Source organism: Halochromatium sp. (assembly GCF_054919635.1).
Window position 1 is genome coordinate 1 of record NZ_JBUDPI010000114.1, and the last position, 10,123, is coordinate 10,123.

The 10,123-nt window shown below is 64.8% G+C and carries 11 protein-coding genes; 9 read left to right on the forward strand and 2 right to left on the reverse strand.

The window, feature by feature from the left end; translation table 11 throughout:
* Positions 1 to 898, reverse strand: an 898-nt coding sequence (locus ACY693_RS08915; protein WP_462321476.1) for a GNAT family N-acetyltransferase, incomplete at its 3' end; no start/stop codon positions are given.
* 126 nt (positions 899 to 1,024) lie between these two features.
* Positions 1,025 to 2,170 carry a hypothetical protein gene (locus ACY693_RS08920; RefSeq protein WP_462321477.1) on the reverse strand — a complete coding sequence of 382 codons (1,146 nt, stop codon included), beginning with the start codon at positions 2,168 to 2,170 and terminating at the stop codon, positions 1,025 to 1,027.
* 165 nt (positions 2,171 to 2,335) lie between these two features.
* On the opposite strand from ACY693_RS08920, the gene ACY693_RS08925 reads away from it, so the two are divergent.
* The 9 genes from ACY693_RS08925 to ACY693_RS08965 all read left to right on the forward strand — a co-directional run.
* Positions 2,336 to 2,845 carry a Na+/H+ antiporter subunit E gene (locus ACY693_RS08925; protein WP_462321478.1) on the forward strand — a complete coding sequence of 170 codons (510 nt, stop codon included), beginning with the start codon at positions 2,336 to 2,338 and terminating at the stop codon, positions 2,843 to 2,845.
* 33 nt (positions 2,846 to 2,878) lie between these two features.
* A complete protein-coding gene (locus ACY693_RS08930) occupies positions 2,879 to 3,313 on the forward strand; it encodes a monovalent cation/H+ antiporter complex subunit F (protein ID WP_462321479.1) in 435 nt (144 codons plus the stop codon).
* The gene (gene mnhG, locus ACY693_RS08935; protein WP_462321480.1) at positions 3,303 to 3,596 is read left to right on the forward strand and encodes a monovalent cation/H(+) antiporter subunit G; all 294 of its coding nucleotides are present in this window, start codon (positions 3,303 to 3,305) and stop codon (positions 3,594 to 3,596) included. Before ACY693_RS08930 ends, mnhG begins: the two co-directional genes overlap by 11 nt.
* Entirely contained in the window at positions 3,584 to 4,669 is a 1,086-nt protein-coding gene (locus ACY693_RS08940; protein ID WP_462321481.1) for a hydrogenase subunit MbhD domain-containing protein, read from the forward strand. The genes mnhG and ACY693_RS08940 overlap by 13 nt, the downstream gene beginning before the upstream one ends.
* Positions 4,666 to 4,974, forward strand: coding sequence for an NADH-quinone oxidoreductase subunit K (locus ACY693_RS08945; RefSeq protein ID WP_462321482.1), 309 nt, complete (start codon positions 4,666 to 4,668; stop codon positions 4,972 to 4,974). Before ACY693_RS08940 ends, ACY693_RS08945 begins: the two co-directional genes overlap by 4 nt.
* A gap of 4 nt (positions 4,975 to 4,978) precedes the next feature.
* Positions 4,979 to 6,556 carry a complex I subunit 5 family protein gene (locus tag ACY693_RS08950; protein ID WP_462321483.1) on the forward strand — a complete coding sequence of 526 codons (1,578 nt, stop codon included), beginning with the start codon at positions 4,979 to 4,981 and terminating at the stop codon, positions 6,554 to 6,556.
* The gene (locus ACY693_RS08955; RefSeq protein WP_462321484.1) at positions 6,553 to 8,076 is read left to right on the forward strand and encodes a complex I subunit 5 family protein; all 1,524 of its coding nucleotides are present in this window, start codon (positions 6,553 to 6,555) and stop codon (positions 8,074 to 8,076) included. The genes ACY693_RS08950 and ACY693_RS08955 overlap by 4 nt, the downstream gene beginning before the upstream one ends.
* Positions 8,073 to 9,614, forward strand: a complete 1,542-nt coding sequence (locus ACY693_RS08960; protein WP_462321485.1) for a proton-conducting transporter transmembrane domain-containing protein — start codon at positions 8,073 to 8,075, stop codon at positions 9,612 to 9,614. Before ACY693_RS08955 ends, ACY693_RS08960 begins: the two co-directional genes overlap by 4 nt.
* Positions 9,615 to 9,715: 101 nt before the next feature.
* The coding region (locus ACY693_RS08965) for a cation-transporting P-type ATPase (protein WP_462321486.1) at positions 9,716 to 10,123 on the forward strand (408 nt) is incomplete at its 3' end.

The following is a 10,123-nucleotide window of genomic DNA, read 5'->3' on the forward strand; positions in this document are numbered from 1 at the left end:
TCTGATGGGCGATATCAGGGACTGGCCCCAGGTACATGCGGGCGCAGCCGAAGACCTCGACCATGCCATGGCGTTGCACTAGCGCGAGCGCGGCAGGATTGTTCTCGGGGGCGTCGATGAAGACCGGCTCATCGCCGGCAAAGGCCGAAAGCGCGGCAAACAGGTTTTGCGCCGCCTCCGCATCATCGGCGAACAGTGGTCCGATCTTGTAGCCTTCGATGCAGCGTCGCGCGACGCCATAGCCACTCAGCTCACCGTCACGCAACAGGCCGAGCGCGAGTCCGTCTTGCTGCGTAATCCAACCTTTGAGGAAGCCCGGCCGTGATGCCGGAAAGCAGGTCCGGTCATAGGCGAGGAGGTCGTCGAAGGGCAGTTCGGTAAGCGGCATCAGGACGCTGCTGTGGGCATCGGTCTGCTCCTGCTCCGAGGCCATCGAGCCAGCGCTGCCATCTTGGAACGTATTTGCCGTTTGCGTGCTTAGCTGGGCGCCTCGCTCGCCGCGAAAGCGGATGTTGCGGTGGGAGAAGACGAAGCCTCCACGGGCATAGTAGTCCTGCATGGTGAAGACGCCATCGAGCCCGATGCTGGCACCAGGCTGGAGGCGCGCGAGCAGCCGCGCGCGACGAGCGTGCCAGATCTGGTTGCCGAGGCCGCGGCCGCGGAATCCGGGTCGGACGATGAAGAAGCCCATGAAGCCGAACTCGGCTGCATAGGAGGTGATGGCGCCGCCGCCGATCAGCTCACCCTCGAGCTCGGCGGCAATGAATGCATCGGGGTCGGTCGCCCAGAACAGTTCGGCATCGTGTCGCCCGGGGTTCCAGCCTTCGCGCGCTGCCCAGTGGACCAGCTCGTTGACCTCGGCGTGGGTCATCTGGCGAATCTCTAGCTCAGTGGTCATGGCGTAACCTGACTCTCACTTCGTGTTGTATGGACGCTTCGTTGTTATCGATGTGCTGGGACTTGGGCCAGCTAAAGGGCGTGCGCAGAGCACGCTTGGCGCGCGTAACAGACCGGTAGGCTGGGCTCATCGCACTAAGGTGGCGACTGCATCAACCTGCTGCAGACGTTGATCAAGAAGCCGGCGGTGATGATCGGTTTCCAGTCGTTGATCCTCCTGCGCGGCCCAGGCTTGCTTGTCGACATAATGCGCGCGCGCAGCCTCGAGGTCATCTCGCGTCTTGGCGAGCCTGCTTGGGCGGATCTCCGCATTTGGCGTGTCGCCGTTGGTGATCACCTCAGTGCTCGGAGATGCCGTTGGCCAAGCCGGGTCGCTGACCGGCAAGCCGAGCGCTTGGCGTGCCCGTGCCAGATGCAGATCCCCGCGCATCCATGGGTCATCACCAATGCCCGGGTAGTCGAGCCAGGTCTCGACGCTGAGCCAGTCGCCTTCGCGTAGCAGCACATGCATCGCATCACGGGCATAGTCGGCCTGATGACCGTCAATCTCCTCGAGCCAGCTCAGGACACGGCGTGCCGTCGCTGCCGCGCCACCCCGGGCACCGGGTGGCTCGGCGATCCCAGCCCGATAGCAGAGCAGACGTGCCTGCTCGGCACGCAGCCGATCGCCCTCGACCAGTTTTTGCGCGGCGTCGATCTGACGACAGCAATCGCTCAGCGTCCTCGCATCGCCCAGCATGAAGCTCGCCTCGGCAAGCTTGATCAGGTAAGAGGCGAGGGTGAAACGGGGCGAGCCGGTATCGCCGCGCTGGTGCTCATAGGCATCACGATAGTGCTGCAGCGCTGCTTGCCAGTCGCCTCTTCGGGCGGCGAGCTCGCCTTCGCTGAGGTCAAGCATGTGGCGCGAGCGCTGTTGATCATGGCGTTGCAAGTGGCTGTGACCCTGCGCGATTAGCGCCCGTGCCTGCGCGAGCGGACGCTCGAGGATCGCGATACTCAGCAGAGTGGAGAGGGCGTTGAAGACATCACCTGGGTCGGCCGGTGGCTCGGCTGTAGCGGCGCGGCTGAGCGCTGCCACGGCTCGCTCGGTCTCCTTGCGCTGCCAGTGGCTCTCGCCGAGCCAAACCAGCATTAGGGTCTGGGTCTTGATGTCTTGGCTGGCCTCGGCCAGCTGCAGGCCCTTCGTCGCTAGCTCGGTACAAGCGCCATAGTCGCGGGCACGATAGGCGTCGCTAAAACGGCGTCGAATCTGGTTCAGCTCGGTCTCGCTCATCGGGGCTCGTGATCGTTCTTGGATGACGCATGCTATACCCGTCAAGCTCATGCTGTCGTCTTGCGCAGTTCCGCCGGGGTCGTATCTGTGAGACCCTTTTATGGCAAAGGATCGATGGTCTGGCGCGATGCCAGCCCGGCCTAGCTGTTGTTGTCAGGAGGTTTGATGTCGTTGTCGGCCGCGGCATTCGCCGCAGCGCTTGCGTGGCGGTTGCTGGTCTTCGCCTTGCTGTGGTGGCTGTTGACCACCGGTCAGCAGGCCGCTGTGCTGTTTGGTGCCCCCTTTGTGTTCGCCGCTGCGCTGCTCAGTACCCTGTCGCGGTTTCGCGCGCACCCGACCACAGACGCCTTGCACCCGGTGGCACCGCTGGCCTTGCTGCGGCTGATCGCCTTCTTTCTCTGGAATTCGCTGCTGGGTGGGATCGATGTGGCGCTGCGGGCCTTCAGACGGCCATTGCCACTGACACCGGATCTGATCGACTATCCGCTACGCCTGCCGCCAGGGCCAGCCACCGTCCTGATGTCCGGCCTGGTCAGCCTGATGCCGGGCACACTGGCCGTGATCTGCGAGGGGCACTTGCGGGTGCATGTGCTCGATCGGCGTGGCCATTGGCATCGTGACCTCGAACGCCTCGAGCAGCGCATCGGCGCGGTCTATCGGCTGCCTGGTTTTTGACGGACAGACAACTTAATCGATGCAAACGCCTTGATGCAGACGCTGTATTTTGCCCTGATCCTGTTCCTGCTGCTAACCCTTGTCGCTGGCCTGTGGCGCATCCGTCGGGGGCCGACCGCTGCGGATCGCATGCTGGCAGCTCAGCTGTTCGGTACCACCGCAACAGCGGTGCTGCTATTGCTCGCCGAGGTCTCCGGCGAGCCGGCACTGCGCGATGTGGCGCTGGTGCTGGCGCTGCTCGCGGCGATCACGGTGACGGCCTTTACCCACCGCTCGCGCATGGTGACCTCGGCCGAGGAAGCGGTCGTGCAAGCGGCGGATAGCACCGAGGTAGTCGGTGCCGAGCCTATGTCAGCCGGGGCGCTTGTCGGCAATGCCGTTCATGGCAAGCGCAATGCGAGCGAGACACCTGCAGAGGAGAACGGGCAGGGTGAGGAGCCATCAGCGGGAGGCCAGCATGCTCGTTAGTCTATCGGCGTTCTTGCTGGTCTCAGGCGCGGTCTTCTTTCTCGCCGGAACCCTAGGTCTGTTGCGCTTCCCGGATGTCTACACCCGGCTGCATGCGTTGACCAAGGCCGATAATCTGGGCCTTGGACTGATGGTGCTGGGGCTGATGCTGCAGGCCGAATCACTCGCTGCGGCCGGCAAGCTGCTCTTCATCTGGCTGTTGCTGCTCGCTGCCTCAGCCACCGCTGGGCAATTGGTCGCGAGCTGGGCGCAGGCCAAGGGGATCAAGCCATGGCGTGGTTGAGCCTACTGCCGGTAGCGATCGATCTACTGCTGGCATTGACCCTGCTGTGGCTGGCCTGGCGTGCGCTGAACAGTCCGGATCTGTTTCGCGCCGTGGTCTTGTTCATCGCCCTCGGACTGGTGCTAGGTCTGGTCTGGGTGCGGCTGGATGCGATTGATATCGCGCTTGCCGAGATCGCCCTTGGCGCGGGTGTCACCGGTGCCTTGCTGCTCGCCGCGCTGGCGAAATTGCACTCGAGCGAGCCGGAGACCACGGCTGCGGCAAGAGAGCAGCCTGCTGCTCGACAGGCCTGTCAGCTGATGCTCGCCGAGGGCAGTGACGAGCGCGAGCAGGAACGCAAGCACGAACGCAAGCCCAGGCCCGATTCCGAGCTTGAGCCGAGGACCCGTCGTGCCAGCGCAGCCATCGAGGAAGAGCGCGGTGTGGCACCGGTCAGCCTGCGGCTGTTGATCGCCTTGATGCTGCTCGTTCCCTTAGCCGGTCTCGCCGTTGCGGTTTGGCAGCTATGGTTGCCATCGCCTGGGCTCAGCCATCTGGTCGAGGCACGGCTCGACGAGTCCGGCGTTACCTATCCGGTTACGGCCGTGCTACTCAACTTTCGCGGCTACGATACCTTGCTCGAGCTGGCGGTGCTGCTGCTGGCGCTGATCGGGGTTTGGTCGTTGTCGACGGCACCACACCTGGCCGATGAGGAGCCGGAGCCGGCGCTTGCGGCACTCAGCCGGCTGCTGGCGCCGATGATGATCCTGGTTGCGGCCTATCTCGTGTGGGTCGGTGCCTATGCACCTGGCGGGGCCTTCCAGGCCGGCTCGGTGCTCGGTGCCGCTGGGGTGCTATTGCGGCTGAGCGGTTGGCGGATGCCGCCGAGCTCGACTGGCTGGCCCTTGCGGTTGGCACTGGTGCTCGGCGTCTTGGTCTTCACGCTCATTGGCCTGGCCGTGATCGGCTTCGGCCAGCCGCTGCTCGCTTATCCGTCCGGCTGGGCAAAGCCTGCGATCCTCAGTATCGAGCTGGCGGCCACGCTCTCAATCGGCGCCATTCTGGCGGCTCTATTCATTGGTGGTCGGCCATGATCTCGGTGCTGGTGTTTGCGTTGGCCGGTGTCGGACTGATCGTGCTCGGGCTCTATGCGCTGCTGGTGCAACGTCATCTGCTGCGCAAGGTCTTGGCCTTCAATGTCATCAGCAGCGGCGTATTCCTGCTCCTGGCCGGGCTGGCAAGGCGCGCGCCCGGTGCCGAGCCAGACCCGGTTCCCCAGGCGATGGTGCTGACCGGGATCGTGGTTGCGGTGGCAGCAACCGCGCTGGCGCTGGCGATGATCCAAGCACTGCGTGCGGCAACCGGTCGCACCTGGCTCGACGACGGCGGCGGGGACTAGCAGGATGCCGATGCTGTTCTTGAGCGGCGCTGACTGGGCCGCTGCGCTGGTGTTCGTGCCGCTGCTGGCTGCCTTGGCCTGCTTTCTCGTGCCCCGTGCTGCCGGCTGGCTGGGGCTCTCTGCGGCGGTGCTGGTCCTGCTCGCGACCCTGGGCTTGGTGCAGAGCCTGCTCAGCGAGGGGCCGCTGCGGGTGATGGTCGGCGGCTGGGGAGCACCGCTCGGCATCGATCTCTGGGCTGATGGGCTGAGCGCGGCGCTGCTGTTGATGACGGCCTTGGTCGGCCTTGGTGTCAGCGCCTTCGCGGCCTCGTACTTTGCCGAGCATCCAGAGCAGCGGCGTTGGTTTTGGCCGCTCTGGCTGTTGTTGTGGACAGCGCTGAACGGGCTCTATCTGTCGGCGGATCTGTTCAATCTTTACGTGATGTTCGAGGTGCTCGGGCTATCGGCCGCGGCACTGACCGCGCTCAGTGGCAGCGCGACGGCGCTGAATGCAGCCATGCGCTATCTGCTCGTCAGCTTGGTTGGCTCGATCGCCTATCTGCTCGGCGTGGCCTTGCTCTACCACGGCTATGGCACTGTGGATATCGGGTTACTGGCCGAGCGCATCGGCGCCAGCGCGGTCACCTCAGCCGCGCTGCTGGTGATGGTGGCGGGGCTGTTGTTGAAGACGGCCCTGTTTCCATTCCATTTCTGGCTGCCGCCGGCGCACGCGAGCGCCCCGGCACCGGTCAGCGCTCTGCTCTCGGCGTTGGTCATCAAGGGGTCGTTCTATCTGCTGCTGCGTCTGTGGCTGGACCTGTTTGGCGGGCTTGCCGGGCCGCTGCCAGCGCTGCTACCGGAGCTGCTGGGACTGCTTGGCGCCGCCGCGGTGCTCTGGGGCTCGGCGCAGGCATTGCGCCAGCGCCGGCTGAAGCTGCTCATTGCCTACTCGACCGTGGCGCAGATCGGCTATCTATTCTTGGCGTTTCCGCTCTCAAGCGCCGCAATGGACAACGGCTCGGCCTTGGCCCAGGTCGCCTGGCAGGCTGCGCTCTACCTCGCCTTGGCGCACGGCTTGGCCAAGGCGGCCATGTTTCTCAGCGCTGGCAGCCTGCTGCGCTTTGCCGGCCATGACCGTATCGCCGATCTCGACCGCTCGGTCCATCGGCTGCCTCTAACCCTAACCGCCTTCGTGCTCGGTGGTGTCAGCATCATGGGACTGCCGCCGAGTGGGGGCTTCATCGGCAAATGGCTGTTACTCGAGGCGGCCTTCAGCCAGGGCCGCTGGGGGCTGGCCTTGGTGGTGCTGGTGGGCGGGGTGCTGGCTGCCGGTTATGTGTTCAAGGTGGTCGGCTACGCCTTCACCCCGACCAAGATCGCTCAAGAGGGCGAGGTGGTGCCGCGGGCGATGCAATGGAGTGCGCTGCTGTTGGCCTTCGGTGCCATCCTGCTGGGCTTTGCCGCGCCCTGGCTCTGGCCGCTGCTCGAGGTTGGTGAGCCGTTCGCGGGGGCAGTCGCAACCCAGAATGACCTGGCAGTTGCAGAGCTTGCGTCGGTTTCGGGAGCGGTAATGGCGGCGCTTGGGAGCGGACCCACGCCATGATGCCAACCATCGATGCTGCGCTACCACCGAACGCCTGGCTGCCGCTGCTGGTGCTAGCCAGCTCGCTGCTGCCGGGGCTCGTGATCTTCTTCCTCGCCGAGCAACGCTACTGGACGCGCACGCTGCTCAATCTGACCGGCTCAGTGGTCAAGCTGCTGCTGGTCGGGGCGATGCTTTGGGGCGTGTTCCATCAGCAACAGTACGCGGCCAGCTTGCCGTTGCTGCCGGGGCTCGATCTGGTGCTGCGGGTCCGGCCCCTGTCGCTGCTGTTTCTGACCCTCTCGGCCGGGCTCTGGCTGCTCACCACCCTCTACGCGATCGGTTATCTGGAAGACTCGCCGAACCGTAGCCGCGTCTTCGGCTTCTTCAGTCTCTGTGTCACCGCAACCGTTGGCGTCGCGATGGCCGGGAATCTGCTGACCTTTCTGCTGTTCTTCGAGCTGCTGACGCTGACCACCTATCCGCTGGTGGTGCATCGTGGCACCGAGGCTGCACGGCGCGCCGGACAGGTCTATCTCGCGCATACGGTGGTGGCCGGCGCGCTGCTGCTGGCCGGCACCGTCTGGCTGTACACGCTCGCTGGGACCCTGACCTTTACCACCCGTGGCTTTGTCGCTGGCCTAGCCGAGAGCCATCGCTGGTCGCTGATCGCGATCTTCGTGCTGCTGATCATTGGGGTCGGTGTCAAAGCGGCGCTGGTGCCCCTGCATGGCTGGCTACCGAGGGCGATGGTGGCACCAGCGCCGGTGAGCGCGCTGCTGCATGCGGTGGCGGTCGTCAAGGCCGGCGCCTTTGGCCTCGTGCTCATTGTCTATGACGTCTTCGGTGTCGAGGTCGCGGCCGAGCTGGGCGTCACTGGGCCGCTGGCGCTAGTGGCGGCCTTCACCATCCTCTATGGCTCGGTGCGTGCGCTCGCTCAGGACAACCTCAAGCGTCGGCTAGCATTCTCGACGGTCAGTCAGGTCTCCTACATCGTGCTCGGGGTCGCCATCGTCGGACCCTTGGCAACGGTTGGTGGTCTGGTCCATCTGGTGCATCAGGGCGTGATGAAGATCACGCTGTTCTTTTGCGCAGGCAATCTGGCCGAGACCCTGGGTATCCATGAGGTCAGCGAGATGAATGGCGTTGGCCGACGCATGCCCTGGACCATGCTTGCCTTCACCATCGGGGTCTTTGGCATGATCGGGCTGCCACCAGTGGCCGGCTTTATCAGCAAGTGGTATCTCGGCCTTGGGGGACTCGAGGCGGGCGTGCATTGGCCGCTGTTCGTGCTGGCCGGGAGTAGCCTGTTGAATGCTGCCTATTTCCTCCCGATCCTGCATCGGGCCTGGTTCTGCGAGCCGCCTGCGGCCTGGCCTGAGGAGCGTGACTTCGGAGCCAAGGAAACCGCCTGGCTGCTGTTGCTGCCGCCTTTGGTCACGGCTGCACTATCGCTGCTGATCGGGCTGTTCGCATCGATGCCCTTTACGCCCCTCGAATGGGCGCGGCTGATCGCCGAGCGTGAGTTCTATCAGCCATGAGCATCGTCTCACTGCTGGAGATCCTCGGTCAGTGGGCGCCCTTGCTGGTCTTGGCTGCGCCCCTGACGTTAGTGGGGCTGCTGTCGGTTCCAGGGTCGGCTGGGCTCGTCGGCGCGATGGCGCCTTGGGCGGCACTGCCGGCGTTGCTCGCTGGGCTTGGGGCGCCCCAGACAGAGCTGTTGCTCCCGCAGCTGATGCTCGGCAGCAGCCTGATGCTCGATCCCATAGGACGCCCCTTCTTGGTCTTATTGGCGCTGCTGTGGCTCATCGCCGGCTGGCTGACGGCTGACCGTCTATACCATCGCGGCCCGGCATTGCTCTTTCTGTTGGCGATGACTGGCAGCTTCGGACTGGCGGTAGCTGGCAACCTGGTCGTGCTCCTGCTCGCCTCGACGGTGAGTGGCTATGCACTCTATGGGCTTGCCGCCCGGCAGCCAGGGGCACGTGCCTTCGTGGTGGTGCTAGTGCTCAGCGATCTGTTGGTGTTCGAGCTGCTGTTGATGCTGGTGAAGGCTGGGGTGGGGCTGAGCCTTGCGCTCTCGGCGGTGCCCAGCGCCACGATCGGCGGGAGCCTAGTCTTGTTGCTGCTCACGCTGCTCGGTTTTGGCGCCAAAGCGGCGGTGTTCGGCCTGCACGCCTGGCTGCCGCGGATGCTGTCCGGTCCCGCAGTTGAGCTGAGTCCGATGTTGGTTGGCTTCGTGTTTGGTGCTGGCTTGCTGCCTTGGCTGAGGTTGCTAGCGCCAGGCGCGCTGTCCGATACCGAGACGAGCTTGCTGTTGTCCTCGCTCGCACTGGCCGGCACGGCGCTCGCGGTCCTGTTGGGGTTGCTGCAACGCGGTTTACGGGCCTTGCTCGGGTATTCGATCAGCGCGCTGAGCGGACTCTGGCTGCTGCTAGTGAGCCTGGCCGGGGGCGAGCTCGGTGCGCTGATGCCTGCGCCTGAAGCCGAAGGGCGCGCCTTGGCGATGGCGCTGGTCTTGGGGCAAGCCGGGCTGGCGCTGGCAGCGCTGTTGGTGCAGGGCGCGCGGCATTGGTCGCGTCGGTCTTGGCTCGACTGGCTACTGAACGGCTTTACCGTGCTCTTGTTGGCCGATGCGGTGCTAGGTCTGGCTGGCGTGTTGACCTTCGACATCGAAAACGGCTTCATCATCGCCGCTTGTGGCCTGTTCGGTTGCCTGATCGGCCCCATGCTAATGACATCGGTCTGCAGCACCGAACCTGAGACCCGGCTGCCTCCAAGTAGACCGCTGGTATTGGCCCTGCTCACAGGGGGTTGGGCCCTGCTGATCACCCACGGCTTCATGGTCGCACCGCCGTTGGTGCCGCTGGCGTTACCATTTTCGGCGTTATCGGCGCCGTCCTCTGTGTCCTGGGTCTCGGCGCCCTGGCTCTCTGTTCCAGTGGCAGCAGTGGCGCTGATCGCTGCGGCCATCGTCAGCGCATTGGTCGCGCCCTGGCTTGCGCGGTGGTTGCCAGCAGTACCACCAGGCGATCTCATGATCGTCGTCGTGCGGCGACTTTGGCGTCGCGTTCAATAAGGACTCGGATCAATAGGGGTTGGGCCTTATGCTCTGCGCGCTCGCCTTGATAGGATGCGATCAAGGCTCGCCTCGAGGCGCTAACCACGAGACGCTCGATGATTGACACAACCGACAAGACAGTGGACTGGCACGCGCTCGATACCGACGCGGTACTGCTGCGCGTCAACAGCACCGGAGACGGGCTCAAGCAGTCAGAGGCCGAGCGGCGACTCGCCGACTATGGGCCAAACAAGCTGCCTGAGGCCAAGCCGCGCAGCCCTTTGATGCGCTTCCTGGCGCAGTTCCATAACGTCTTGATCTACGTCCTGATCGTCGCCGGGGTGGTCACCGCGCTGTTGCAGCACTGGCTCGATGCGGGCGTCATCTTCGGCGTGGTGCTGATCAATGCCATTATCGGCTTCGTGCAGGAGGGCAAGGCCGAGGACGCGCTGGAGGCGATCCTCGGCATGTTGGCGCCGCGCGCCGCCGTAACCCGCGGCGGAAAGCGCGCCACCGTTCCGGCCGAA

Excerpts from the sequence above, each read along its gene's own strand:
- mnhG (WP_462321480.1), top strand. The coding sequence starts at position 3,303 with ATGCTCGTTAGTCTATCGGCGTTCTTGCTGGTCTCAGGCGCGGTCTTC.
- ACY693_RS08960 (WP_462321485.1), top strand. The coding sequence starts at position 8,073 with ATGAGCATCGTCTCACTGCTGGAGATCCTCGGTCAGTGGGCGCCCTTG.
- ACY693_RS08925 (WP_462321478.1), top strand. The coding sequence starts at position 2,336 with ATGTCGTTGTCGGCCGCGGCATTCGCCGCAGCGCTTGCGTGGCGGTTG.
- ACY693_RS08940 (WP_462321481.1), top strand. The coding sequence starts at position 3,584 with ATGGCGTGGTTGAGCCTACTGCCGGTAGCGATCGATCTACTGCTGGCA.
- ACY693_RS08955 (WP_462321484.1), top strand. The coding sequence starts at position 6,553 with ATGATGCCAACCATCGATGCTGCGCTACCACCGAACGCCTGGCTGCCG.
- ACY693_RS08920 (WP_462321477.1), bottom strand. The coding sequence starts at position 2,170 with ATGAGCGAGACCGAGCTGAACCAGATTCGACGCCGTTTTAGCGACGCC.
- ACY693_RS08950 (WP_462321483.1), top strand. The coding sequence starts at position 4,979 with ATGCCGATGCTGTTCTTGAGCGGCGCTGACTGGGCCGCTGCGCTGGTG.
- ACY693_RS08930 (WP_462321479.1), top strand. The coding sequence starts at position 2,879 with ATGCAGACGCTGTATTTTGCCCTGATCCTGTTCCTGCTGCTAACCCTT.
- ACY693_RS08945 (WP_462321482.1), top strand. The coding sequence starts at position 4,666 with ATGATCTCGGTGCTGGTGTTTGCGTTGGCCGGTGTCGGACTGATCGTG.